27 protein-coding genes and 1 riboswitch are annotated in these 24,966 nt (G+C 67.0%); of the genes, 16 read left to right on the top strand and 11 right to left on the bottom strand.

Translation table 11 applies throughout. The features are described 5' to 3' along the window. Window positions 1–10 precede the first annotated feature (10 nt). Window positions 11–943, bottom strand: a complete 933-nt coding sequence (locus tag V6K52_RS19515) for a TIM barrel protein (RefSeq protein WP_353951771.1) — start codon at window positions 941–943, stop codon at window positions 11–13. A 98-nt stretch (window positions 944–1,041) separates the two neighbouring features. After that, window positions 1,042–1,800, bottom strand: coding sequence for an AAA family ATPase (locus V6K52_RS19520; protein ID WP_353951772.1), 759 nt, complete (start codon window positions 1,798–1,800; stop codon window positions 1,042–1,044). A gap of 50 nt (window positions 1,801–1,850) precedes the next feature. Here V6K52_RS19520 and V6K52_RS19525 point away from each other — a divergent pair, with 50 nt between their 5' ends. The 6 genes from V6K52_RS19525 to V6K52_RS19550 are packed head-to-tail and all read left to right on the top strand — an operon-like array spanning window position 1,851 to window position 5,639. Then, window positions 1,851–2,372 (top strand): OsmC family protein, encoded by a 522-nt coding sequence (locus V6K52_RS19525; RefSeq protein WP_353951773.1) that lies wholly within the window; start codon window positions 1,851–1,853, stop codon window positions 2,370–2,372. A 55-nt stretch (window positions 2,373–2,427) separates the two neighbouring features. Beyond that, window positions 2,428–3,951, top strand: a complete 1,524-nt coding sequence (lysS, locus tag V6K52_RS19530; protein WP_353951774.1) for a lysine--tRNA ligase — start codon at window positions 2,428–2,430, stop codon at window positions 3,949–3,951. A 2-nt stretch (window positions 3,952–3,953) separates the two neighbouring features. Next, window positions 3,954–4,121 carry a lysyl-tRNA synthetase gene (locus tag V6K52_RS19535; protein ID WP_353951775.1) on the top strand — a complete coding sequence of 56 codons (168 nt, stop codon included), beginning with the start codon at window positions 3,954–3,956 and terminating at the stop codon, window positions 4,119–4,121. A gap of 44 nt (window positions 4,122–4,165) precedes the next feature. Beyond that, window positions 4,166–4,489 (top strand): Lsr2 family protein, encoded by a 324-nt coding sequence (locus V6K52_RS19540; RefSeq protein WP_353951776.1) that lies wholly within the window; start codon window positions 4,166–4,168, stop codon window positions 4,487–4,489. Window positions 4,490–4,545: 56 nt separating this feature from the next. Beyond that, window positions 4,546–5,166: a (2Fe-2S)-binding protein gene (locus V6K52_RS19545; protein ID WP_353951777.1), complete on the top strand. Its 621-nt coding sequence runs from the start codon at window positions 4,546–4,548 to the stop codon at window positions 5,164–5,166. Between the two features lie 44 nt (window positions 5,167–5,210). After that, window positions 5,211–5,639: a hypothetical protein gene (locus V6K52_RS19550; protein WP_353951778.1), complete on the top strand. Its 429-nt coding sequence runs from the start codon at window positions 5,211–5,213 to the stop codon at window positions 5,637–5,639. On the opposite strand, the gene V6K52_RS19555 is transcribed toward V6K52_RS19550, so the two are convergent. From V6K52_RS19555 to ligD (V6K52_RS19565), 3 genes are all read right to left on the bottom strand, one after another. Continuing rightward, the gene (locus V6K52_RS19555) at window positions 5,621–5,878 is read right to left on the bottom strand and encodes a hypothetical protein (RefSeq protein WP_353951779.1); all 258 of its coding nucleotides are present in this window, start codon (window positions 5,876–5,878) and stop codon (window positions 5,621–5,623) included. The two genes, V6K52_RS19550 and V6K52_RS19555, sit on opposite strands and share 19 nt — an antisense overlap. A gap of 97 nt (window positions 5,879–5,975) precedes the next feature. Further along, window positions 5,976–6,857, bottom strand: a complete 882-nt coding sequence (gene ligD, locus V6K52_RS19560) for a non-homologous end-joining DNA ligase (RefSeq protein WP_353951780.1) — start codon at window positions 6,855–6,857, stop codon at window positions 5,976–5,978. Further along, on the bottom strand, window positions 6,850–7,791 hold the full coding sequence (gene ligD / locus V6K52_RS19565; RefSeq protein WP_353951781.1) for a non-homologous end-joining DNA ligase: 942 nt from the start codon (window positions 7,789–7,791) through the stop codon (window positions 6,850–6,852). Before ligD (V6K52_RS19565) ends, ligD (V6K52_RS19560) begins: the two co-directional genes overlap by 8 nt. 96 nt (window positions 7,792–7,887) lie before the next feature. Between ligD (V6K52_RS19565) and V6K52_RS19570 the strand changes: the two genes are divergently transcribed. From V6K52_RS19570 to V6K52_RS19580, 3 genes are read left to right on the top strand one after another with little or no spacing between them, the layout of a single operon-like run. Next, window positions 7,888–8,226: a hypothetical protein gene (locus V6K52_RS19570; RefSeq protein ID WP_353951782.1), complete on the top strand. Its 339-nt coding sequence runs from the start codon at window positions 7,888–7,890 to the stop codon at window positions 8,224–8,226. 36 nt (window positions 8,227–8,262) lie between these two features. Next, a complete protein-coding gene (locus V6K52_RS19575; protein WP_353951783.1) occupies window positions 8,263–9,159 on the top strand; it encodes a Ku protein in 897 nt (298 codons plus the stop codon). A gap of 3 nt (window positions 9,160–9,162) precedes the next feature. After that, on the top strand, window positions 9,163–9,999 hold the full coding sequence (locus tag V6K52_RS19580) for a zinc finger domain-containing protein (RefSeq protein WP_353951784.1): 837 nt from the start codon (window positions 9,163–9,165) through the stop codon (window positions 9,997–9,999). 346 nt (window positions 10,000–10,345) lie between these two features. Here V6K52_RS19580 and V6K52_RS19585 read toward each other — a convergent pair whose 3' ends face one another. The 5 genes from V6K52_RS19585 to V6K52_RS19605 all read right to left on the bottom strand — a co-directional run bounded on the left by V6K52_RS19585 (window position 10,346) and on the right by V6K52_RS19605 (window position 14,042). Beyond that, window positions 10,346–11,164 (bottom strand): polysaccharide deacetylase family protein, encoded by an 819-nt coding sequence (locus V6K52_RS19585; RefSeq protein WP_353951786.1) that lies wholly within the window; start codon window positions 11,162–11,164, stop codon window positions 10,346–10,348. Between the two features lie 23 nt (window positions 11,165–11,187). Next, window positions 11,188–11,412, bottom strand: coding sequence for a hypothetical protein (locus V6K52_RS19590; RefSeq protein ID WP_353951787.1), 225 nt, complete (start codon window positions 11,410–11,412; stop codon window positions 11,188–11,190). Window positions 11,413–11,423: 11 nt separating this feature from the next. Next, entirely contained in the window at window positions 11,424–12,557 is a 1,134-nt protein-coding gene (locus V6K52_RS19595) for a glycosyltransferase family 2 protein (RefSeq protein ID WP_353951788.1), read from the bottom strand. Between the two features lie 114 nt (window positions 12,558–12,671). Further along, window positions 12,672–13,250: a hypothetical protein gene (locus V6K52_RS19600; RefSeq protein WP_353951789.1), complete on the bottom strand. Its 579-nt coding sequence runs from the start codon at window positions 13,248–13,250 to the stop codon at window positions 12,672–12,674. 69 nt (window positions 13,251–13,319) lie between these two features. Further along, window positions 13,320–14,042, bottom strand: a complete 723-nt coding sequence (locus tag V6K52_RS19605; RefSeq protein WP_353951790.1) for a TetR/AcrR family transcriptional regulator — start codon at window positions 14,040–14,042, stop codon at window positions 13,320–13,322. 161 nt (window positions 14,043–14,203) lie between these two features. Then, a riboswitch (cobalamin riboswitch) is annotated at window positions 14,204–14,384 on the top strand. A 73-nt stretch (window positions 14,385–14,457) separates the two neighbouring features. Between V6K52_RS19605 and V6K52_RS19610 the strand changes: the two genes are divergently transcribed. The 4 genes from V6K52_RS19610 (at window position 14,458) to V6K52_RS19625 (ending at window position 20,235) form a co-directional block, all read left to right on the top strand. Continuing rightward, on the top strand, window positions 14,458–15,501 hold the full coding sequence (locus tag V6K52_RS19610) for an iron ABC transporter permease (protein WP_353951791.1): 1,044 nt from the start codon (window positions 14,458–14,460) through the stop codon (window positions 15,499–15,501). Beyond that, window positions 15,498–16,334: an ABC transporter ATP-binding protein gene (locus V6K52_RS19615; protein WP_353951792.1), complete on the top strand. Its 837-nt coding sequence runs from the start codon at window positions 15,498–15,500 to the stop codon at window positions 16,332–16,334. The genes V6K52_RS19610 and V6K52_RS19615 overlap by 4 nt, the downstream gene beginning before the upstream one ends. After that, window positions 16,334–17,434 (top strand): ABC transporter substrate-binding protein, encoded by a 1,101-nt coding sequence (locus tag V6K52_RS19620; RefSeq protein WP_353951793.1) that lies wholly within the window; start codon window positions 16,334–16,336, stop codon window positions 17,432–17,434. The genes V6K52_RS19615 and V6K52_RS19620 overlap by 1 nt, the downstream gene beginning before the upstream one ends. Before the next feature lie 254 nt (window positions 17,435–17,688). Continuing rightward, complete coding sequence (locus tag V6K52_RS19625) at window positions 17,689–20,235, top strand: ATP-dependent Clp protease ATP-binding subunit (RefSeq protein ID WP_353951794.1); 2,547 nt, start codon at window positions 17,689–17,691, stop codon at window positions 20,233–20,235. A 156-nt stretch (window positions 20,236–20,391) separates the two neighbouring features. On the opposite strand, the gene V6K52_RS19630 is transcribed toward V6K52_RS19625, so the two are convergent. After that, window positions 20,392–21,096 carry a DUF305 domain-containing protein gene (locus V6K52_RS19630; protein ID WP_353951795.1) on the bottom strand — a complete coding sequence of 235 codons (705 nt, stop codon included), beginning with the start codon at window positions 21,094–21,096 and terminating at the stop codon, window positions 20,392–20,394. A 158-nt stretch (window positions 21,097–21,254) separates the two neighbouring features. On the opposite strand from V6K52_RS19630, the gene V6K52_RS19635 reads away from it, so the two are divergent. The 3 genes from V6K52_RS19635 (at window position 21,255) to V6K52_RS19645 (ending at window position 24,963) form a co-directional block, all read left to right on the top strand. Continuing rightward, window positions 21,255–22,676, top strand: a complete 1,422-nt coding sequence (locus V6K52_RS19635; protein WP_353951796.1) for a hypothetical protein — start codon at window positions 21,255–21,257, stop codon at window positions 22,674–22,676. Window positions 22,677–22,938: 262 nt separating this feature from the next. Then, window positions 22,939–24,336 carry a hypothetical protein gene (locus tag V6K52_RS19640; RefSeq protein WP_353951797.1) on the top strand — a complete coding sequence of 466 codons (1,398 nt, stop codon included), beginning with the start codon at window positions 22,939–22,941 and terminating at the stop codon, window positions 24,334–24,336. A 96-nt stretch (window positions 24,337–24,432) separates the two neighbouring features. Next, window positions 24,433–24,963 carry an amino-acid N-acetyltransferase gene (locus V6K52_RS19645; protein ID WP_353951798.1) on the top strand — a complete coding sequence of 177 codons (531 nt, stop codon included), beginning with the start codon at window positions 24,433–24,435 and terminating at the stop codon, window positions 24,961–24,963. The last annotated feature ends 3 nt before the right edge of the window (window positions 24,964–24,966 follow it).

Here is a 24,966-nt window from a genome sequence, read left to right on the forward strand (position 1 = left end):
GCGGTGCCTCTCAGGCGAGTCCGAGACCGAGCGAGGCGAGGTACTCGCGGGTCTTGATGGCGTTGGGAAGGGGGAAGGACTTGTCGCAGCCGTACATGTCCTGCTCGCAGACCACGTAGAGCTCCTTGTCGAGGTCAGCCAGCGCCTCGATGAGCTGGCCCATGTCGGGGAGGCCTGCGGGGGGCGTCACCGAGCAGCCGGCATGGACGGCCTTGACGAAGGGCCAGTCCTCGTCGTGGGCCTGCTTCACGAGGACGGGGTCCATCGCCTTGATGTGGACATAGGAGATGCGCTCGGGGTACTTGCGGCAGAGTTCCATCGGGTCGCCATCGCCATAGATGACGTGCCCGGTGTCGAGGCAGAAGCCGACGTAATCGGGGTCAGTCGCCTGGAAGATCCGGTCGATGTCGTCGGGCGTCTCTATGTGGCTGTCACCGTGGGGGTGGAGGACCATCTTCAGTCCGTAGTCCTCCTTCATGATGCGGCCCAGTCGGTCGGCGTTCTTGATGTAGAGGTTCCAGGCGTCGGTCGACAGGACCCGCTCGTCCGTGTAGGCGCCGGTCTTTTCGTCGCGGAACATGGGCGGCAGGTGCACGACGTACTCAGCACCTACGGCAGCGTGGGTCTCTCCGATGGAGCGGAACAGCTTCTCGGTGTCGGCCCACGCCTCTGCCTTGTGGAGGATGCCCCATCCCGTGCCGGCGACGACGCGAAAGCCGCGAGCGTCCATCTCCTCCTTGAGGCGAGCGGGATCGGTCGGGAAGTAGCCGAAGGGTCCGGTCTCCATGACGGAGAAACCGGCCGTCGCCATCTCGTCGAGCGCGACCTCCCAGTCGATCTGCTTCTCGTCCTGAGGGAACCAGACCCCCCACTGGTCGGGACAGACACCGATCGTCAGCTTGCTGTAGCGAGGGTCGGTGTTCCGAGCCATGGACTCCGCCATAGGAGTGTCCTTCCGAGGTCGTGGGGATGCCGTGCCAACCTAATCATGACACTTTGTTCTGTCAATAGATCATGAGGGCGCTGCGCCCCGCACTCGGGTCAGTCCAGGACGTGGCGGAGATAGCGGTCGGGGGCGTCGAGAAAGCGTCGGTAGTGGTCCACGACCGCGAGGTCCTCCCACTCCACCTCTTCGATCCCCGACTCCGAGAGCTGGAGGATCGTCGCGCCGGGGACGGAGGCCAGGATCGGTGAGTGCGTCGCGAGCAGAACCTGTGTGCCCGGCCGCGCCGCCATGATCGCCAGCTCGGCGACGAGGTGCAGCTGCGCCGGGAACGACAGCCCCGCCTCCGGCTCATCCCACACAAAGAACCCGTCACCGTCGAATCGCCTCGTCGACAACAGCGAGACGAACGACTCCCCATGTGAACGGGCGTGGAAGACCGGATCGGGGGATGCTCCGGGGTTGGTGTCGAGCCAGGCCATCAGGCCGTGCATCGTCTCAGCCCGCACGAAGTAGCCCCACTTCGACGCCCCCGGCCCCCGCGACAACCGCAGCCACTCCCACAGGGCTGACTCCGTGGCATGAGTGCGGTGCCGCGCCCCGGTCGACCCGCCCTCGGCGTTGAGCCCGAACGCCATGGCGATCGCCTCGACGAGCGTCGACTTCCCCGTCCCGTTGTCCCCCACGAGAATCGTGCAGGACCCGAGGTCGAGACCGTCGCGCAGGACCTGCCCGACGGCGGGCACCGAGACCGGCCAGACCTCGGGTCCCGGAACGACGGCATGTGGGCTGCACTCGATGCGACGCACCGGCAGCGGCTCCATCCACCCCTGCCTTTCCTGCTCTTCCTGCTCCACGTCCAGCAAACTACTGCCTGCCCCCGACACTTCAGGAGGACACTCACCTCATGCACGCACCCATCGACGCCGCCGCCCTGCGAGCCATGCAAGCACCTCTCATGGAGCTCTATCGCGACGACCCCGACGAAGCCGTCGTCTCCGTCTCCGCCCGAGCCGACTGGCGCGAGCCCGGCATCTCGACGAGCGTTGACGCCTGGTCCGGGCGAGTTCGCGTCGGACTGCACCGGGCCACCGGCGGTGACGGCTCCGACGCCTGCTCGGGCGACATGCTCCTCGAAGCGGTCCTTGCCAGTGCCGGTGTGACGATGCGCTCGGTCGCCACAACCATGGGGCTGACGATCCTGCGCGCCGACCTGAGTGCGGAGGCAGAGTTCGACGCCCGCGGCACGCTCGGCATCGACCCGGAGGTTCCGGTGGGGATCACCCCCATCACCATCACCGCCACGCTCGACACCGACGCCTGCGATGACGACCTCGCCCGACTCGCCAGGTCCACAGAGCGCTACTGCGTCGTCGGCCAGAGCCTCGCCGTTCCACCCACCGTGACGGTCCGACGATCCGTCGTCTGATCGACCCCATGACGCACGTCCGGAGCACTCAGCCGACCCTCGTACCCTTGAAGGTGTGAGCGAGACCCCCGTGAAGAGCACCGAGGCCAGCCAAAGCGCTGCCCCCGAGATCGACCTGTCCGAGCAGCAGCGCATCCGCCGCGAGAAGCGCGAGCGTCTGCTGGAAGCCGGCACACCGGCATACCCCGTCTCGGTCGACCGGACCCACAGCCTCGCCGAGGTGCGCTCGGAATGGGGCCACCTCGAGACCGGGCAGGAGACCGATGACGTCGTCTCGGTCGCTGGCCGCGTCGTCTTCATCCGCAACACAGGCAAGCTCGCGTTCGCCAGCCTGCAGGAGGGTGAGGGCATCCGCCTCCAGATCATGCTCAGCCTCGCGGAGGTCGGCGAGGACTCCCTCGCTGCCTGGAAGGCCGACGTCGACCTCGGCGACCACGTGTCGGTCACCGGCCGCGTCATCAGCAGCCGCCGCGGCGAGCTCTCGGTCATGGCGACTGCCTGGACCATGGCGAGCAAGGCGCTGCGCCCCCTGCCGATCCTGCACAAGGAGCTCTCCGAGGAGAGCCGGGTGCGTCAGCGCTACGCCGACCTCATCGTGCGCCAGGAGGCGCGCGACATGGTGCGCACCAAGGCCCGCATCCTCAGTGCGATGCGCCACGAGCTCGAGCGACAGACCTACATCGAGGTCGAGACGCCGATCCTCCAGCTCATCCACGGCGGTGCCGCAGCACGCCCCTTCACGACGCATTTCAACGCCTTCGACCAGCAGATGACGCTCCGCATCGCGCTTGAGCTCAACCTCAAGAAGGCTGTCGTCGGCGGCGTCGACCGCGTCTATGAGATGGGCCGCATCTTCCGCAACGAGGGTGTTGACGCGACCCACTCCCCCGAGTTCACGATGCTCGAGGCCTACCAGGCGTGGGGCGACCAGACGACGATCGCGGGACTCATGCGCGACCTCTATCTCGCGGCCGCCGATGCGTTCGGTTCACGCCAGGTCGAGACCGACCGGGGCACGATCAACCTCGACGGCGAATGGCGCTGGCTGCCGGTGCACGAGGCCGTGAGCGAGATCGTCGGCGAGACAGTCACGATCGACACCGACATCGACACCCTGCGCGGCTACGCGACCAAGCATGACGTCGCCATCGACCCGGCCTGGGACCGCGACAAGGTCTTCCTCGAGCTCCTCGGTGAGCTCGTCGAGCCGACCCTGCTGCAGCCGACGTTCCTGTGCGACTACCCCGCGAGCGCACAGCCGCTCGCCCGCCCGCACCGCAGCGAGCCGGGACTCATCGAGGCGTGGGACCTCATCATCGACGGTGTCGAACGCGGCACCGGCTTCTCCGAACTCGTCGACCCCGAGATCCAGCGTCAGGTCCTCACCGACCAGTCGACCAAGGCAGCCGGTGGCGACCCCGAGGCCATGCAGCTCGACGAGGACTTCCTGCGCGCACTCGAATACGGCGCACCGCCGATGGGTGGGCTCGGGCTCGGCGTTGATCGACTCGTCATGCTCTTCACGGGCGCCAACGTTCGCGAAACAATTCTCTTCCCCCACCTCAAGCCGGAGGCATGATCATGTGGGACTCCATCTGGCCATATCTTGCGGCCATCCTGCCCACGATCATCGTGGCCTGCCTCTTTTATTTCCTCATGAAGAGCATCCTGGAAGGCGACCGGCGCGAACGCCTCGCGCAGAGCCAGTGGGAAAAGAATGAGCACAAAACCCCTGAGGACAATTCCTGACTGTTAATCTCATCGAGACATATTCGATGTGAAGGGAATTCCACATGGCACAGCGTGTGCAGGTGTTGCTCGTTGACGATCTCGACAACAGCGACGCCGATGAGACCGTGACGTTCGCGCTGGACGGCGTCACCTACGAGATCGACCTCAATGAGGGCAACGCGAGCAAGCTTCGTGACGCGTTCGCACCGTGGGTTGGTCACGCCCGCCGCTCCGGCGGCCGCAAGGCCACGGGTCGCAGCGCGGGAGGACGTCGCAAGGACGTCTCCGCCGTGCGCGAATGGGCTCGCAAGAACGGGCACAACGTGAGCGAGCGCGGCCGCATTCCAGCCACGATCCAGGACGCCTATGACAAGGCCAACAGCTGAACTCGAGAGATCTCAGCGAGGCGACGGCACCCGATGTGGGTGCCGTCGCCTCACTCATGTCGCGCCACCATGGATATCTCACCTTTGTCGGCGGTCGACACCTCAGCAGGCCGCTGTCCAGCGCCTTGGAATTCTCGGCGCAGTGGCGTGCAAACCTCACAGCCGTCAACACCCGCCTGTATGCCGTTCCCTCACCTCCCCAGGTCGCCTCCGCTTTTGTCCTCCAGCACCTGTTGAGCATTCCGGCACAGGTGTCCGCATTCGCAGCCGTCACCGGTCCCTGGCACGCGGATCTGGGCACGCTTGATGACTCGCGCATCTCGTGCGACCTCGCTCCCGGCCTCTATCCCGAGCGTCTCGGGTTCTTGTCGCTCCGCCCGGCCGCCCCCGAACTGGAGGAACGGATCGCCGCCGCGGGCACGGCATACCGGGCTCTGGGGCGGGAGATCGCGCAGGCCTATGACGGCGGCGTGAAGGTGTCGACCCGGCAACGCCTCGGCATGGTCGACGACCTCTGGCAGATGGCGTTGCGTGAGGCGCGGGGGGCTGCGGGCCAGGGGCTCGGTCCCGCAGTCGAGCGACGGTCGTGCTGCTTCATCTATGCCCTGCCCGGGTGTCACGAGTGTGCCGGCTGCCCGCGACTCTCGGACACGACTCTCGGACCACGGGATGAGTAGCGCGCCTCATGGCTGAGAGGCACACGGCGGAGGATCGTGGAGGCATGGCATTCATCATCAGAGCACTCGGGATCGGGCTCGCGGCGACGGCCGCCTACCTGCTGATGACCATCGGTGACGACGGGGAGGGCGGCGCCAACATCGGGGCCGGTCTCGCAGTCTTCGCCGTCCTGGCAGTCGGCGGGTTCGTCTGGGCACTGCTCGACGGGTTGGCCCGGCCCTCTGCCGCTGCTCAACCCATCGGGCTCGGCGCCCTTCTGCTGCGGTGGGTCCTTGCCTCGGTCATGGCGGTCGCTGTGGTCATCGCGGCCATGGAGGTGCGCAGCGGTGGGGACTACCTCTCGGACTTCGACGCATCGTCGGCGGTCTTCCTCGTCCTGCTCGTCCTCGTGCCGTCCGTGGTCGGCGCACTGATCGGGTATGCCGCCCGCGGCACTGGGTCTGTCGCGCCGAGTCACACGCGTTCGAGCTGAGCACCCCGGATCCGATAGGTCACCACCTCACCCGTTGGTGAGCTGGTGGTGATCGCGGCCGGGTTGGCCAGGGGCGAAGCGGCGGCGGCCGGTACGCGATGGCCGGTGGCCACACCGGCAGCGTGAGCGGCGGCCGGTGTCATGGCTCCGGTGCCGATGACCGCAACAGCGGCCGCTGACGTGAGGGCTCCGGCGATGCGGAGGGCGCGGGCGGGGATGCGGGCCTGGGTCGTCTCCATGACCTGAACCCTGCTGATCACTCCCATGGACCGGCTGTGAACGTCATGTGGGGCCCCAATGAGCGGCGGCCACTGCCGAGCCAGGCGGGTTCGGGTCTCAGAGGAGGTCTGCGAGCAGGTCGCCGTGGGTGTCGAGCCGCTCGAGCATGTCGTCGAACATGACCTGCTCGAACCGCTTGCCCGCCGCGCCGGCCTCGACCTCGTCCCACGTCCTGGGAGCGGCAACGCAGGGCAGTTCCTTGCCGCGCAGCGAGTAGGGGCTGATCGTCGTCTTTGCGGCGACGTTCTGGCTCCAGTCGAGGAAGATCTTGCCGGGCCGCAGTGACTTGGTCATCTTCCACAGGACGAGGTCGGGGTGCTTCTTCGTCATCTCCTGCGCCAGTTGCTGGGTGAGGTCGCGCACCTGGTCGCTCGTGAGGTCACCGCCGAGCGAGGCGTAGAGCTGCATGCCCTTGCTCCCCGACGTCACAGGATAGAGCTCCAGCCCCAGCGCCTCTAGCCGCTCGCGCAGGAGCAGGCCGACCTGGGCGCACTCCTTGAGTCCCGCAGGGCTGCCCGGGTCGAGGTCGATGACGAGTCGGTTGGGGTTCTGCGGCTCGCCGTCCTCGGTGACCTTCCACTGCGGCACGTGCATCTCGAGGGAGTTGAGGTTGATCAGGTAGGTGAGCTGCGCGAGATCGTCCACGAGCGGATAGGTCACGTCGTCGACCTTGACCCTCCCCAACCACGTCGGCGCACCGCTCGGCAGGTTCTTCTCGAAGAAGCTCTGGTCCGACACCCCGTGCGGCCAGCGCACGCGCGTCACCGGACGAGCAGCGATGTGCTGCAACAGGATGGGGCCGACCGTGGCGAAGTAGTTGAGCACCTCACCCTTGGTCGTCTCGGTCGCCGGGAACATCACCTTGGCCAGGCTCGAGAGCTTGAGGGTGCGGCCCTCGACCTCGACGCGGGTGATCTCGGGGACGTATCGCTCAGGCATCGGTCACCTCGTGCAGGTCGGCAGGAGTGAGATCGCTACGAACTCCGAGGTATGCCGGTTGCCGCAGTTTGCCGGTCGACCCGCGTCCCAGCGACTGCACCTCCACGACGACCGTGGGCTCGACCCACGTCGCACCCTCCGCGTCTTCTCGGGGCACGACGTTGGAGAAGGGGGATCCGTTGCGCGACAACGGTTCCAGCATCTTGCCGACCCGGGCCCCAGCGGTGCCGGCAAGTCCGGCACCCACGCGGCCGGCATACTCCCAACCGCCTGCGCCGTCAGGCGTTCCGACGAGGACGGCACCCAGCCGGTGCGTCGTGCCCACCTCGGGACGCCATCCACCGATGACGACCGAAAGGGTGGCGCGGTGCGGGGACTTGCGCCAGTCCGGGGACCGGCGGCCGGCGGCATACAGAGATGTTCGTCGTTTGCTCACCACTCCTTCAAGGCCCTGGTCGCGGGTGGCCTCGAAGAGCTCCTCACCGTCGTCGTAGGTGGGCGGCACCTGCCAGGCGGAGCTGCTCAGCTCGAGGCGTTCCAACAGCTCGCGGCGGGCCGCCCACGGCTGCTTCGACAGGTCGGAACCGAACAGCCGCAACAGGTCGAACGCCATGAACGTGACCGGACGCGTCGTCGCGAGCAGCGCCGCCTTGCGCGGTGACGAGACGTGCATCCGTTCGGCGAGCGCCGAGAACGACGGCAGCCCGCCATCGAGCGCCACGACCTCACCGTCGAGGAGGAGGTCGTCGTAGGTGTCGGCGAGACCCGCCAACTCAGGGAAGCTCACCGAGACGTCGCGGCCGGTGCGGCTCGAGAGCACCAACCGCCCGTCGCGCACGTCGGCGAGGACGCGCATCCCGTCCCACTTCACCTCGTGCACCCACTCCGGGCCGCGTGGAATGCCATCGGCGACGGCGGCGAGCATCGGCTGCATGAGCCCATCCTGACGCACGGGGTGCACGGGTGTCGGGGTGACTCCAAAGCACCTCCGGCGATCGGGTGAGTGGTGTCCAATGTTCCTGTGGGCGAGGTGACGGGAAGCAGGGGGCGGGGCAACCTGCGGTGGGCCCTGCTGTTCGCGCTGACTGTCGCGCTCACCCTTGCGCTTGCGGTGGCGCTGACCCACCACCTGGATCGGCCCACTGTGCGAGTGGTGTGGGGCGTCGTCGCGCTGGGTCTGTTGCTCGCTCCCGTGGCCCTGTTCTGGATCCTCGGCGAGGCTCACTTGCGCTGGTCGCCCCGTGGCCGCCTGGGCCGCGCGCTGGTCGGCTGGTCCCTCGTCGCCGTCTTCGTCGGCGTGATCGTCTGGTGCTTCCCCGTGGGCTTCTATCTGTTCATCATGAGCCTCGCCTTCACCTTCGGCTGGTAGCGCCTGCCCGGAGGGCGTCCGGCATACGATGGATTCATGCGTGCAATCTGGAAGGGCGCGGTGTCGTTCGGGCTGGTCAACGTCCCCGTGCGGCTCTATTCGGCAACCGAGAACCATGACGTGCAGTTCCGGCAGGTGCACCGCGAGGATGGCGGCCGGATCAAGTACAAGCGCACGTGCAGCATCGACGGCGAAGAGGTCGCGTACGACGACATCGCCAAGGGCTACGAGACCGAGGACGGCGACATGGTCGTCCTCACCGACGAGGACTTCAAGGACCTGCCGAGCAAGTCCTCCAAGGAGATCAACGTCGAGAAGTTCGTGCCGACGGAGCAGATCGACCCGATGCTCCTCGACAAGTCCTACTACCTCGAGCCCGACAAGACGGCGACCAAGCCCTATGTCCTCCTGCGCGAGGCGCTCGAGTCCGAGGGCCGCATGGCCGTCGTCACCGTCTCGATCCGCACCCGGATGACGATGGCGGTGCTGCGGGTGCGAGAGGGCGTCATCGTCATGCAGACGATGCTCTGGCCCGACGAGATCCGCCAACCCGACTTCGCCGCCGTCGAGCAGGCCGAGGACGCGACCGACAAGGAGATGGCCATGGCCAAGCTCCTCATCGAGCAGCTCGCCGGTGACTTCGAGGCCGACGACTACGAGGACGATTACGCCATCGCCCTCCAGTCGCTCGTCAAGGCCAAGGTCGAGGGTGGCGAGATCCAGGCCCCGGCCGCCGAGGCCGAGGAGTCCGGCGAGGTTGTCGACCTGCTGGCTGCACTCGCCAAGTCGGTCGAGAAGGCCAAGGCGTCCCGCGGCGAAGCCCCCGCGAAGTCATCCAGCAAGGCCGAGGCCAAGCCCGCCAAGAAGGCTGCGGCCAAGAAGACGACAGCGAAGAAGGCGACAGCAAAAAAGGCTGCCAAGAAGGCCTCCTGACACATGCCCGAAGGCCACACCCTCTACGCCCTCGCCCGTGACCTCGACATCGCTTTCCGCGGCACGTCGCCGACCGTGACGAGCCCGCAGGGCAAGTTCGCCGGCGGCTCCGCACTCGTCTCCGGGCTCGAAGTCCTCGAGGCGACCTCGTGGGGCAAACACCTCTTCGTCGAGTTCGTCGGCGACCGGTTTCTCTGGGTGCACCTTGGGCTGATCGGCACCTTCACGATCGACACGACGTCGTATGCCGGTGAGTTGCCTGTCGTGGGTCAGGTCCGGTGCCGCTTCGCCACCGACGACCACGTCGCCGACCTGCGCGGGCCGATGGTCTGTGACGTCGTCACGTCGGAGAAGGTCGATGAGATCCTCGTGCGGTTGGGCCCGGATCCCTTGCGTCCCAACGATGTCCGCTCAGACCCAGACCTCGCATGGAAGCGGATCCAGCGGTCGAGCAAGCCGATCGCCGAGCTGCTCATGGATCAGGCGGTGCTGGCCGGAGTCGGCAACGTCTATCGCTCCGAAGTGCTGTTCCGGTTGCGGGTCAACCCCTTTCGCCCCGGCAACAAGCTGCAGCGCAAGACCTGGAGGGCCATCTGGGAAGACCTCGTGGCGCTCCTGCCACTCGGTGTGGCGACGAGCAAGATCGTCACGATCCGCGAGCAGGTCGACGAGGTGTCCCAAGCGCTCGAGGCCGGCGAGGACGTGAGGATGACCACTCGAGACTCCTATGTCTACAAGCGCCAGGGCGAGGCCTGCCATGTCTGTGGGTCGAAGATCAAGACCCAGGTCGTCGCCGGCCGCAACCTCTTCTGGTGCGGCAACTGCCAACGTCGCGGCTGACCTCAGCCCCACCTTGCCGATCGACTTATTGCGACTTCGCCTAGTTGTGAGCCCAGCGAGCAACTAGGCGAAGTCGCAATAAGTCGGATGTGGGAGCGGCGGGTGAGGCGAAGCTAATTCGGTGGCGGACGGCATACCTGTGCCGTCAGACTTGGCCACGGACGAGCGAGAGGAAGCAGTCGGAGCGGCGTGCCGCCACCGGTTCTGCGCGTTGCCTCTCGTCGATGGATCCGAGGGCATGCCCTGTCAAGGCTTCGGGTTCAACTCCCGCATTTCGACACAGGTGGTGTCGGTCGGGTTCACGGATCGCAGTGCTCTGTGGCCCGGATGGTCAGCGATGGCGACGTCAGGGCGTCCCGTCGGCCGGGATGACCCGCACCCAGGAGTGCTGGTTGACCCAGCTCGGGCCGCCGGCGCTTGCCACCACTCCGAACTCGAAGCCCCGGGCTCGTAGTGAGTCGATGGCCCTGGGGAGGTACTTGGGCTGGTTCTGCGGGCAGTTCGATGTCTCGTTGCCGTCGTGGAGGAGCAGCAGTGCCTGGTCGGTGGCGTTGTCGTTGAGGTAGCGCTGGACACCGTCGGCGCCGGGGCAGGTGTAGTCACCTGCTCCTGTCTCCCAGTGCCACAGGACGCCACCCCACATGGAGAGCGAGCGGATGGCCTTGTTGCCCGAGTCGCTCTCGACGCCCTGGGGGTAGCGGAAGAGCTGCGGCGTGACCCCCGTGATCTTGGCGATCGCGTCGTTGGTGCGGACGAGCTCGTCCAGGGCCTCGGCGTCAGTCAAAGTGTCGAAGGTGCGGTGCGACCAGCTGTGGTTGCCGATGATGTGGCCCTCGTCGTGGATCCGCCGCACGAGCTCGGGGTGGGCCACGACGTGAGCGCCCTGGAGGAAGAAGGTCGCCTTGACGTTCTTCTCCTTGAGGACATCGAGGAGCTGCGCGGTGATCTCTGATGGACCGTCGTCGAAGGTGAGGGCGAGCAGGCCCATGGACCCCGGCGCCACACGGCTGGGCTCAGAACTGGAGGCGTCAGGAGTGGCACGCTGCGCAGCCGCAGCGGCAGTCGAGTCCTGGCTCACGCCGAAGGCCGATGCGGCGGTGGAGGCAGCGCTCGAGAGTCCCCCGGTGAGGCCGAGGATCACGATCACCGCGAAGGTGGCAATCACCCCCGCAACGATGCGTTGCCGCCTCATCGCAGGCCAGCTGACGCGAGCTCGCGGTGGCGACCAGCCGTGCGCCGGTGCCCACTCGCGATCTGAGTCCGGCGGACGAGCCGGAAGACCACGAAGGCCGCGAACGCCAGGGCGAAGATCAGCAGGGCCGTGTGGGCGAACGTGAACGCGCTCATGGCGAGCGTTCCCGAGGTCAGCGTCGCCGCCTGGACCGTGTGACTGCTGGAACTGTTGAAGTACATGCCGATTTTCCCTACCAAGCCTGTGATGTGCGTCGAATGCTGTGGAGCAGCGCGGTCGCCGTGCAGGCCTCGAGGAACAATCCGTAGAAGTCCTCGACCAGCATGGTCGCGCTGAGAGTGATGTCCTGCCACGTGCGTCCCGGCACCCGCCAGGCGGAGCTGACCCGGTCGAGCCACATGAGCAGGAGCGGGATCATCCCGATGAGCGAGAAGGTGAGCCCCATGCCGAGCTTGAACAACGCGATGACATAGACGATCCAGAGCAGGCGCATGAACGACGAAACCCCAAAGAGTCCGTATGCCGCGATGTCCCGTCGCGTTTCCGGGATCCAGCCACGCTTGCGGCACTCATCGATGCCGCCCCGTCCCCAGCGCAGGCGCTGCTGCCAGAGCTCGCCGAACGTGGCTGGGGTGTCCGTGAGGACCTGGGCTCCCGGTGCCGCGCTCACGGCATACCCGGCAGTCTTGAGATCAAGGGTGAGGGCGTAGTCCTCGATGAGGCTCTCGCAGTCCCACGGAACCTCGCGACCGAACTCGGCCACGACCTCGTCGAGGGCGTCGGACCGATAGAGGGTGGCAGCGCCCGAGGCAACCTGGACGGCCCAGCCGCGCATCTCTCGGGAGTCGTCATAGCGCGCGTACTCGAGACGCTGCAGCCGCCAGGCGAGACCTTCGCCGTCCTTGGCCCAGTAGCGAGCGCACGCAGCCCCGAGCGGTCGGCCCCGGCGGGCGCGACGAGTCCGGAAGGCGAAGGCGTGCAGCATGTTCTCGATGGCGTCCGGTGTCAGCGACGTGTCGGCGTCCATCGTGAGGATGTGGGTGGACCCGTGGGCATGGCGCTGCCAGGCCTGGTTGAGTGCTCCGGCCTTGCGCGCTGTGTTGTCGACGGTCTCGAAGACGACGACGCCCTGCCCCTGCGCAATGGTGACGGTCTGGTCGGTGCAGTTGTCGGCAGCAACGACGATGAGCTCTGGCGGTCTGGTCTGGGACTGGAGGGAGGCGATGGTGCTCTGGATTTGATCTGCCTCGTTGTGTGCCGGGACGAAGGCAACGACTACGTGCCCATCGTCCGAGCGACCCCCCTGTCGCACGATGTCAATCCCCGAACTCGCTACGCGACCCTCATCCGTGATGAGGTGTCTCATGAGAGAACAGTGTTCCCATCTGAGTACACACAGTCAAGTTGATCGTGCAACTGCGCGGGGTCATGGCCTCGTGAGGAGGCCTCGCCCGACCTCCCTGCCCGACTTCCTGGAGTCTCAACTGGCCGCGCGTGAGGGCGCTGCAGCCCTGGGGAAGCCGAGTGCGGCCTGCACGAGAGCGAGGAGAACGGCTGCGAAGGCAGGGGTTTCGTGCGTGGACTCGTCACCAAAGATCTCGAGCAACCACCTGTGGGCATCCGGGTCGTAGCCGCCAGCGACCACCGCGCTCGTGAACCCGGTGCCGGCCAGTGCGCTCTCCTCGACCGGATCGGCTGTGTCCAGTGTCACGCTGAATGCCGATCCCTCAGCAGCCTCCGCGAGGGCCGGCCGGGTGACCAGCGGGTAGTTGGCGGCCCAGCCCTGTGGCGCTGTTGGCCCATCGCCCACCTTTGGTGGCCGAATGATCTCGGGGCGCTGCGACCGGACGGTCTCTTCGTCGACGCGGCTGACGCGCCAGGCAGCAGCGCTCACACACGTGGCGGCGTGGACGGCCACGACGGCCAGGCGCTCCTGGATCGGTGCATCGAGGAGGGTGTCGAGAGTGTCGAGGACCGTATGGACCAGACGGACCTGCCGCGCTGCGTCGCCTGTTGTGCGCGCGTCGGGCGTGGCCCTGCGCTCGTGTCTGTCCCCCATCTCGACGTTGACGCTACCCAAGGGAACCGCGGTGCGTTGCCCTTTGGAGAAGATGCTCGAAAGATGCCGTCAAGCGGTGAAGATGACCGGTGCCCGGCCCGGCGAGACCTCCGGGAAGCCCAGCATCCGCATCACGGCCTGCACGAAGACCGGATAGCGGTCCTCGGCCGTGAGCGGGGTGGCGATCCGACCACTGATCTCGATCGAGAGTCGGCCGATGAGACAGGCGAGGCCGGTGGCTGCCAGCAGGTCGGCCACCTCCGCAGGGTTGTCCTCGCCGGACCGGCCCAACGACCCGAGCATCGTGCGATCGGGGTCGATCTCCCGGTCCGCGAGCGCGCCCGCGCAGACGCGACTGAAGGCCGCAAACGCCGGGTTGTCGTTCCCGACGGCAACTCGAGGTTGCTCGCGCGCGGGTTGGGTGTCAAAGATCAGGCCGTACTCCGCGGGATGCTCGAGCGACCAGAAGCGCATCGCGAGGCACCCGACGAACCACCGGGTGGCATGCGTGCCGTCATCGGCGAGGGCCTGCGCGGCCACGATCCGGTCCGCGAGGTCGCTGAGGGAGTCCATGGCCAACAGGTCCAACAGGGCTTCATGGCCGTCGACGTAGCGGTAGAGCCCGGAGGGGGTGATGTGGATGGCCCGAGCCACCGCTCGCATGGTGACACCCGCAGTTCCGCGCTCGCGCAACTCACCGAGGGCGGCCTCCTTGATCTCGTCAAGCACCTGGAGTCGCTGGCGTTCGCGCCGGGTGGCACCGGTGGGAGCAGAGCCGTGCTCACTCACCATTTGTCGAACGCCTCCATCAGAGTGGTCCACCTGGCTGTCTCTGGTTCGTGACCTCGGCGCGGCTCGGCGGGCCGCAGTCAGTCCTGAGCCGCAAGGGTACTCGGCTGCTCCCACCCCGACGGGCCACCGACACTGTCGGTGCGGGCCACCGCGCCGACGCGCTGCTAGGGTCACTCCCGAGTCAGACGCACATCCGTGCAGAGGGAATCCGGTGAGACTCCGGAACTGTCGCGCAGCGGTGAGGGTGACTGGCGAGGTGTGAACCACTGGGCTCCGGCCCGGGAAGGGGCCTCGTCGGGACGAACCCGAGTCCGAAAACCTGCTGGCTCGCTCGTCAACCAACCGGGCCTCGCGATCAGGGTCCCCGACGCAGTGGAGACCTGTGGGTTCTTCGAACAATGCGGTGCGCCCTGCCATGACTGGCTGGCGTCTGCCCGTCATGCCGCTCTTCGTGCTGCTGTTCCTCGCCACGATCGTGAGCGCCGTCCTCTCGCTCGCCTTCGGGTCCGAACCCCTTGAGGTGTCCGGTGTCCTCGATGTCGTCCGGGCACGGGTCCAGGGAGGGCAGGGGGCCGATCCGACCTACGACACGATCGTCTGGGAGCTGCGGGCCCCGCGAGTTCTCATGGCCGTCATCGTCGGGGCGGGACTGGCCGTCGCAGGAGCATGCATGCAGACGCTGGTCCGCAACCCCCTCGCCGATCCCTATCTCCTGGGGGTGTCCTCGGGGGCCGGGGTGGGGGCGACCCTGGTCATCGTCGTCGGTGTGCTCGGAAGTCTCGGCGTCTGGGCGCTCTCGCTGGGGGCACTCGCCGGCGCCCTCCTCGCCACGGGACTCGTCTTCGGCATCTCGGTGGCGCAGGGGGGCATCACCCCGCTGCGCCTGATCCTCACCGGCGTGGTCATGTCGGCCGCGTTCTCGTCGGTCTCGAGCTTCCTCGTCTTCGTCAGCGCCGATCCCAAGGCCACGCAGTCGGTGCTCTTCTGGCTCCTCGGAAGCCTGTCCGGCTCGGTGTGGAGCCAGCTCCTGCCGTCGGTCATCGTGGTGACGTTGGCCCTCGGAGTCCTGGCGGCGCTGCACTCATGGCTCGACGCCCTGGCCGCCGGACCTGACGTCGCCTCCGCCCTCGGGGTGCCGGTGAGGACGCTGCGCACCGGCCTCTTCGTCCTGGTCTCGATCCTCGTGGGAGTCCTCGTGGCGGTCTCGGGAGGCATCGGGTTCGTCGGGATCGTCATCCCACACCTGGCGCGCATCGTCGTCGGGGCCCGCCATCGCGCGGTGCTGCCGATCAGCGCCGTCGGTGGGGCGCTGTTCCTCATATGGGTCGACGTCGCCGCCCGCGTCATCGTGCGACCGCAGGAGATCCCGCTCAGTGTGGTGACCGGCCTCGTCGGGGCACCGATCTTCCTGCTGCTCCTCGGACGCCGTCACTACAGCTACTCGGGGGCACAGGAGTGAGCGCCCGCAGCAGCCACCCCAACGGCCAGCTCAGCAGTCATCTCAGCAGCCATGGCCTCGCCTGTGGGATCGGTGGCAGGACCATCGTGGCGGGTGTCGACCTCGAGGTCCCGCACGGTGCGATGGTCGCCGTGGTGGGTCGCAACGGCAGCGGCAAGTCCACCCTGCTGCGCACTCTCGTCGGGCTCCGCCCGGCCACCGCGGGACGGGTGGACCTCGACGGCGTCGACCTCACGAGGCTCTCCACGCGAACCCGGGCGACTCGCCTCGCCTTCGTGGGTCAGGAGGAGTCGCCGCCGGAGGACCTCCTCGTCGGCGAGATGGTGGCCCTCGGCCGTATCCCGCACCGCCCCCCGTGGGCTGTCAACGAGAGCTCGGAGCGTCCGATCGTCCTGGCCGCCCTGGATGCCGTCGACCTGGTCGACAAGGCCGACCACCCGTGCAACCACCTCTCCGGCGGTGAGCGTCGTCGGGCGATGCTGGCCCGAGCGATCGCGCAGGGCAGCGACCTGCTCGTCCTCGACGAACCGACGAACCACCTCGACGTGCACCACCAGGTTCAGCTCATGCAGACCGTGCGCGGACTCGGGCGCACCGTGCTCGCGGCGGTGCACGACCTGACGTTGGCCGCCGCCCACTTCGACCTCGTCGCCGTGCTGCACGAGGGGCGCGTCCTCGCCGTCGGCCCACCGGCCACCGTGCTCGAGCCGACCCTGATCCACCGCGTCTTCGACATCGATGCGGCACACCTCACGGATCCGGTCACCGGCCGGACCCATCTCGTCCTCGGTGCCGGCGCCCAGCCGGTCACGAACCACTCAAAGGCCCTCTGATGACCCGACCTTCCGTCCGTCCCACCCACGTCCGCCGCTCTCGCACACGACGCAGGTATGCCGTTCCCGCCCTCGTCGCCGCCGTCGCCCTCGCGTCCGGTTGCGCCGGGTCGTCCGCGTCCACCCCGACGTCTGCCCCGAAGGGCGGGACCGTCACGGTCACCAACTGCGGCGCCAGGGAGACCTTCCCGTCACCAGCCCAGCGGCTCTATGTCACGGGCGACGGCAACCTGCTCTCGATGGTGCTCGCGCTTGGCGCCGAGAAGCAGATCGCGGGAGTGACCGGACTCGCGGCCCAGAAGCAGACCCTCTCGACGGTCTACGGCAAGGACGTCGTCGACCGGCTTCCCGTGTCCTCGCAGGACTACCCGACGATGGAGAACGCCATCGCGACTCGGCCCGATGTCGTGGTCTCGGGGTGGAACTACGGCTACACGCTCGAGAAGAAGTTCACGCCCGAAGACCTCAAGGGTCACGACATCGCGCCCTACGTCCTGTCCGAGAGCTGCAAGCAGGGCAACGGCGCTCGCGGGACGATGCCGCCATGGGACGCGTTGTACGCCGACCTGGGCAACCTCGGCGAGATCACGGGACGCCAGGATCGGGCCCGCGCGGTCATCGCCGACATCACGTCCCGGCTGGGGGCGCTCACCAAGGCACCCCGACCCGCGGCACCACCCACCGTCTTCCTCTTCGACTCCGGCACCAAAAACATCTTCACCAGCGGCGCCTTCGGTGGACCGCACGCCATCATCGAGGCGGCGGGCGCCAGAAACGCGACGGCGGACCTCAAGGACTCGTGGACCGAGGTCTCGTGGGAGCGGCTCGTCTCAGCGAAGCCGGACTTCTTCGCGTTCGTGGACTACCCGGGCCAGTCCTTCGCCGACAAGGTGGCAGTCCTTCGATCGAACCCCGCCACCAAGAACCTCCCGGCCGTCACCGAGGGTCGCTTCATCAACCTGCCCATCTCGTCGTGGACGAGCAGCCCGACGAACATCGACGCGGCCGAGCAGCTGCGCAAGGCCCTCGAGAAGCACGGCCTCGTGCCCGCCTCCGGCATCTCGCCACGAGTCGACCTGCAGCCATCGGAGGACCGCTGACGCACAGGTGAGCGCGGGTCCCACGCTCTGCGTGGACCGGCATACGCCGTCGTCCGGCTGCTCACACGTCTGCCGAGAGCGAACATGAGTCGCCTCGGCTCAGCCCGTGGAACACGACGCGGGTATGCCGCGTTGGACGATTTGACACGCTTCGCCCCTCCTCGTTCGTGACGGCCCATGTGAACAGGCCGCCACGGCATACAGGCAGCGGGGATAGCATCGAGGTGACGCAAGAATCAGTCAGGAGAACGCACATGTTCGAACGGTTCACAGACCGAGCCCGCCGGGTGGTCGTCCTCGCCCAGGAGGAGGCGCGCCTCCTCAACCACAACTACATCGGCACCGAGCACATCCTGCTCGGCCTCATCCACGAGGGTGAGGGTGTCGCCAGCAAGGCTCTGGAGAGCCTGGGGATCTCTCTCGACGCTGTCCGCGAGCAGGTGCAGGAGATCATCGGCCAGGGCCAGCAGGCCCCCACCGGTCACATCCCCTTCACGCCGCGCGCCAAGAAGGTCCTTGAGCTCTCCCTGCGCGAGGCCCTTCAGCTCGGCCACAACTACATCGGCACCGAGCACATCCTGCTCGGCCTGATCCGCGAGGGTGAGGGCGTTGCTGCCCAGGTCCTCGTCAAGCTCGGCGCCGACCTCGGTCGTGTCCGCCAGCAGGTCATCCAGCTCATCTCGGGCTACCAGGGTGGCAAGGAGGGCGCCGCGACAGGAGTCGGTCAGGGCGGCCCCGCCGAGGGCACCCCCGCCGGTTCGCTCGTGCTCGACCAGTTCGGTCGCAACCTCACCGTGGCTGCCCGCGAGGGCAAGCTCGACCCCGTCATCGGGCGTGAGAAGGAGATCGAGCGGGTCATGCAGGTGCTGTCCCGCCGCACCAAGAACAACCCGGTGCTCATCGGTGAGCCCGGCGTCGGCAAGACCGCCGTCGTCGAGGGCCTCGCCCAGGACATCGTGCGTGGCGAGGTTCCCGAGACGCTCAAGGACAAGCAGCTCTACACGCTCGACCTCGGCGCGCTCGTCGCCGGCAGCCGCTACCGCGGTGACTTCGAGGAGCGCCTCAAGAAGGTGCTCAAGGAGATCCGCACCCGCGGCGACATCGTGCTGTTCATCGACGAGATCCACACCCTCGTCGGTGCCGGTGCTGCCGAGGGCGCCATCGACGCCGCGTCGATCCTCAAGCCGATGCTGGCTCGCGGTGAGCTCCAGGTCGTCGGTGCGACGACCCTGGATGAGTACCGCAAGCACATCGAGAAGGACGCCGCTCTCGAGCGCCGCTTCCAGCCGATCCAGGTGGCCGAGCCGACGCTGGCCCACACCATCGAGATCCTCAAAGGGCTGCGCGACCGCTACGAGGCGCACCACCGCGTCTCGATCACCGACGGTGCGCTCGTCGCCGCAGCCAACATGGCTGACCGCTACATCAACGACCGCTTCCTCCCCGACAAGGCCATCGACCTCATCGACGAGGCCGGCGCCCGATTGCGCATCCGTCGCATGACCGCACCGCCGGACCTGCGCGAGTTCGACGAGAAGATCCAGGCTGTCGTGCGCGAGAAGGAGTCGGCGATCGACGGGCAGGACTTCGAGAAGGCCGCGCGTCTGCGCGACGACGAGAAGAACCTGCGCAACGAGAAGGCGCACCGCGAGACCGAGTGGAAGTCCGGCGACTTGGATGTTGTCGCTGAGGTCGACGAGGAGCTCATCGCCGAGGTCCTGGCGGCGAGCACCGGCATCCCGGTCTTCAAGCTGACCGAGGAGGAGTCAAGCCGACTGCTCCACATGGAGGACGAGCTGCACAAGCGCGTCGTCGGCATGGACGACGCCATCAAGGCGCTCTCGCAGGCGATCCGTCGCACGCGTGCTGGCCTCAAGGACCCGCGTCGTCCCGGTGGCTCGTTCATCTTCGCCGGGCCCACGGGTGTCGGCAAGACCGAGCTCGCCAAGACGCTCGCCGCTTTCCTCTTCGGTGACGAGGACAGCCTCATCCAGCTCGACATGTCGGAGTACTCCGAAAAGCACACTGTCTCGCGTCTCTTCGGCTCGCCTCCGGGTTACGTCGGCTACGAAGAGGGTGGCCAGCTCACCGAGAAGGTCCGGCGCAAGCCGTTCTCGGTCGTCCTGTTCGATGAGGTCGAGAAGGCTCACCCCGAGATCTTCAACAGCCTCCTGCAGGTGCTCGAGGACGGTCGCCTCACCGACTCGCAGGGGCGGGTGGTCGACTTCAAGAACACCGTCATCATCATGACGACCAACCTCGGCACGCGTGACATCTCCAAGGGTGCTCTCGGCTTCTCGGCTGGTCCCGAGACGCAGAGCAGCTACGACCGAATGAAGGCCAAGGTCACGGACGAGCTCAAGCAGCACTTCCGTCCCGAGTTCCTCAACCGCGTCGACGACACGATCGTCTTCCCCCAGCTGTCGCAGGACGAGATCATCCAGATCGTCGACCTCGAGATCGCCAAGCTCGACAAGCGGCTCAAGGACAAGGACATGGGCATGGAGCTCACAACCGCGGCCAAGACGCTGCTCGCCAAGCGCGGCTATGACCCCGTGCTCGGTGCGCGACCGCTGCGTCGCACGATCCAGCGCGAGATCGAGGACGTCCTGTCCGAGAAGATCCTCTTCGGTGAGCTCAAGGCCGGCGAGATCGTCGCGGTCGACGCCACCGGCGAGGGCAAGGAAGACACCTTCACCTTCGCGGGTGCCCGCAAGGCCGATATCGTCGAGGTCCCGATCGTCACTGCGGCCACGACCGGCGCCGTCGGCAGTGAACCGGCCGCTGCGGCCGGCGAGTAGCCGAACGCCTCACCCAGCCACACGCAAAGGCGGGGTATGCCGGAACGAGAGTTCCCGGCATACCCCGCCTTTTGCCTTGTCCCCCAATCGTTTTCGACCAGACGGCACGGGTGGTCAGCGCCGAACGTGACCTCCCTTGGTCGGGAACGGCGACAGTCAGGTGAGGCGGGCGAGCATCGTCTGCATCTGCTGGATCTGCTTCATCTGGGTGACGTTGATCTCCGCCGCCATCTTCCCGACTTCGTAGTCGCCGCCCTTGGTCGGGGCGTGGTCGTTGACCATGGCCAGCGCACCCTCGTGGTGCTTGATCATGAGCGTGAGGAACAGCTGGTCGGCCGCCACGCCGCTCACCGACGCGAGTTCGGTCAGCTGGTTTTCGGTCGCCATGCCCGGCATGCCGGCGTGCTCATGTCCACCGAGTCGGGGGTTGGTCGCCTGCGGCGGGACGTCCTGCTGCTTCGACTCGAGCCAGCGCTTCATCACGTCGATCTCGGGGACCTGCTCATCGGCGATCCGGGAGGCGATTCCCTTGACCTGCTCGTCCGAGAGGCGCTCAAGGACTGTCTCGACCATGACGATGGCCTGGGCGTGGTGGACGATCATGTCCTGGTAGAACGCCGTGTCACCCGGGCTTGCCGGGGTCGGAGTGATGAGTGGTGCCGCCGCCGAGCCAGTCAGCGTGACGTTGGGTTCGCCCGGCGCTCCCGGGCGGATCACCGGAGCGTTCGCGGTCGGAGCAGTGCGCACCGGGTCCGGCTCGACATCGCTGGTGCACCCAGCGAGTGGCAGGGCCAGCACTGCGAGCCCAGCCACGTACCGGCTCGAACGCAACACTGTGCTTGATCTGGACGATCTGGTCATGCGCGGCACTGTAGACCGCAGACCTGCGAGCGTCCCAGACCCCCCTCATTTTCTTACTTTCCCTTTACCCCATGTCACCTCGCCGTGTTAGAGAGTGGGAGAACCGCACGACACACTCTCCTTCGGACTGGCCGATGGGGAGCCACGGAGGAGGATCTATGAGGATCACACGCACGGTGGGGATCGCCGCGATCGCGGCAGTCACCGTCACCGGCTGGGGCGCGGCAGTCGCGACCGCCGCTCCCGGCGACCAGTACGTAGGGAAGTACGGAACGCAACTCGGACCAGACGAGATCGGCCGCAGCGCCAACGTCGAGCTCCTGAAGAACCTGCCGAAGTCGAGCGTGCTCGCCGGCGCCACCAACAGTGACATCGCGTTCAGCGGCAACAAGGCCTACGTCGGCAACTACAACGGTTTCACGGTCTACGACGTCTCCACGCCGAGCTCTCCGAAGGAGCTGGCTGTGTTCAGCTGCCCGGGTTCGCAGAACGACGTCAGCATCTCGGGCAACTTGCTCTACCTCTCGACGGACTCATCGCGCACCGACGACACCTGCGCCTCGGCGCCCTTGGCCGCGACGGAGAAGGAGGCCTGGGAGGGCATCAAGATCTTCGACGTGTCCAACCTTGCCGAAATCAAGCACCTCAAGTCCATCGAGACCAACTGCGGCTCGCACACCAACACCCTCGTGCCCGGTGGCGCCAAGGACTACATCTACGTCTCGAGCTACCGACCCGACGCCACCTTCCCGGACTGCCAGCCCCCACACGACGCGATCTCGATCATCGAGGTCCCCAAGGCCGCCCCGAGCGATGCCAAGTTGATCGGTGTTCCGAACCTCTTCCCCGATGGCGGCAACCCCGGAGGCACCAACGAGGACGGCAACCCGTACTCGGCGACCAGTGGCTGCCACGACATCACCGCCTTCCCGTCGAAGAAGATCGCAGCCGGCGCCTGCATGGGTGACGGCATCATCATGGACATCTCCAACCCGGCGGCCCCCAAGGTCATCGAGTCGGTCACCGACACCAAGAACTTCGCGTTCTGGCACTCGGCAACGTTCAACAACGACGGCACCAAGGTCGTCTTCACCGACGAGCTCGGCGGCGGCAACGCGGCGACCTGCAACTCCAAGGTCGGCCCCACCCGCGGCGCCAACGGCATCTACGACCTGTCGGCCGACAACCAGCTGACCTTCAAGTCGTACTTCAAGATCCCGCGGCACCAGTTCGACAGCGAGAACTGCGTCGCCCACAACGGCTCGCTCATCCCGGTGAACGGCCGTGACGTCATGGTGCAGTCCTGGTACATGGGTGGAACGTCCTTCTGGGACTTCACCGACTCAGAGAACCCGCGTGAAATCGGCTACTTCGAGCGCGGCCCGGCGGGTCCCGCTGGCGGTGGCGGCGGCACCTGGTCGTCCTACTACTACAACGGCCACGTCTACTCATCCGACATCGGCAAGGGCTTCGACGTCCTGCGCATCAACAACGCCAACCTGAAGAAGGCGGCACTGGTCAAGACCGACCAGTTCAACCCGCAGTCCCAGCCTGTGTTCAACAAGTCCACCCAGGGCTGAGCCCGACGGCCAGCACCAGCTGGCCAGCATCACCTCGACCGGTCGTCCGTGCCTCGTGCATGGGCGGCCGGTCTGCTGTGTGCACGAGGCGGCGCGGACGAGCGACATGAGCCCCGAGTCGCGTGGTGTGGGCATCGTCCCGCGGCACTTCTTTCTCACGCTTTACCCCGCGTCGGGCCGACGTGGTGAAGAGTTGACGGGAACGCACTACTGATCTCTCCCCGGGAGTTGCTGTGGGAGCCATGGAGGAGGACTAATGAGAATGAAACGCACGCTTGGGGTCGCCGCCATCGCCGTGATCACAGCCACCGGAATGAGCGCCATGCCAGCGACCGCTGCGCCGGGCGACCAGTACGTCGGCAAGTTCGGCACCCAGCTCGGGCCCGACGAGATCGGTCGCAGCGCCAACGTCGAGTTCCTGAAGAACCTGCAGACCCCCGGCCCGCTCGCGGGCGGCACCGGCACCGACATCGCCTTCAGCGGCGACAAGGCCTACGTCGGCAACTACAAGGGCTTCGTCGTCTACGACATCTCCGTCCCGAGCGACCCCAGGACGCTCTCGGTCGTGAGCTGCCCAGGCGACCAGAACGACGTCTCGATCTCCGGCAACCTGCTCTACCTCTCCACGGACTCCTCGCGCAGCAACGACTCCTGCTCCTCGGCCGGACAGAGCGCGACGATCAAGTCCTCGTGGGAGGGCATCAAGATCTTCGACGTGTCCGACCCGGCGAACCCGAGGTACGTCAAGTCCGTCGAGACTTCCTGCGGCTCGCACACCAACACCCTCGTCCCGGGCGGACCGGACCTCGACTACATCTACGTGTCGTCCTACAGCCCCAGCACGCAGACTCCGGACTGTCAGCCCCCGCACGACGCGATCTCGATCATCGAGGTCCCCAAGGCCAACCCGACCGCCGCCAGGGTCGTCGCCACGCCGAACCTCTTCCCCGACGGTGGCACGCAGAATCGCAAGTTGTTGGCCGGCGGCACGAGTGGCTGCCATGACATCACGGCCTACCCCGCGAAGAAGATCGCAGCGGGTGCCTGCATGGGTGACGGCATCATCCTGGACATCGCCGACCCGGTGAACCCCAAGGTGCTGAGCCGCGTGTCCGACCGCAACTTCGCCTTCTGGCACTCGGCCACCTTCAACCAGGACGCCACCAAAGTGATCTTCACCGACGAGCTGGGCGGCGGCGGCGCGGCCACCTGCAACACGAAGAACTACAACACGCGTGGCGCCAACGCGATCTACGACCTGTCGCCTGCCAAGCAGCTGACGTTCAAGTCGTACTACAAGATCGCGCGTCACCAGGGCAGCTCCGAGAACTGCGTCGCCCACAACGGCTCGCTCATCCCGGTTGCGGGCCGCGACGTCATGGTCCAGTCCTGGTACATGGGCGGCACGTCCTTCTGGGACTTCACCGACTCCGCGAACCCTCGTGAGATCGGCTACTTCGAGCGCGGTCCGAACGGCGGCTTCGGCGGTGGCGGTGGTGGGACCTGGTCGTCCTACTACTACAACGGTCACGTCTACAGCTCCGACCTGGGCAAGGGCTTCGACGTCCTGCGGATCACCGATCCTGATCTCGCGTCCGCCGCACTCGTGCGGATGGGCCAGCTCAACCCGCAGAGTCAGCCGGTCTACCCGACCAGCTGAACCACTGCTCGGGTGTCGATGGCGACACCCCCGGACCGGCCGTCCGTGCTTCGTGCACGGACGGCCGGTTCTTGCGTATGCCGGAATACTGGGACCATGCCCACCGCACCCGAGCGCCCGGCCGAGCCCGCCGGCATACTCATCCGCTCAGCGCGTACCGCGGACGTGCGGCCGATGCGAGCGCTCGTCGCACCGCTGGCCGAGCAACGCGTGCTCCTGCAGAAGGAGTCCGTGGCCTACTACGAGTCCGTCGGGGACTTCGTCGTCGCCGAGCGCGACGGAGAGGTCATCGGGTGCGGCGCGGTGCACGTCCTCTGGGAGGACCTCGCCGAGATCCGCACGCTCGCCGTGGCTTCGTCTGCGCTGGGACACGGCGTCGGGACGATGCTGCTCACCCGGCTCGTGGAGCGCGCGCGAGAGCTCGGCGTGGAGCGGCTCTTCTGCCTGACGTTCGAAACGGGCTTCTTCGAGCGCCATGGGTTCGAGGTCATCGAGGGGCAGGCCGTCGCGCCCGATGTCTATGTCGAGCTGCTGCGGTCCTACGACGAGGGCGTCGCGGAGTTCCTCGACCTTGAGCGGGTCAAGCCCAACACGCTCGGGAACACCAGGATGCTTCGCGTTCTCTGAGCG

It is taken from the genome of Knoellia sp. S7-12 (genome assembly GCF_040518285.1).
In the GTDB taxonomy this organism is placed as follows: domain Bacteria; phylum Actinomycetota; class Actinomycetes; order Actinomycetales; family Dermatophilaceae; genus Knoellia.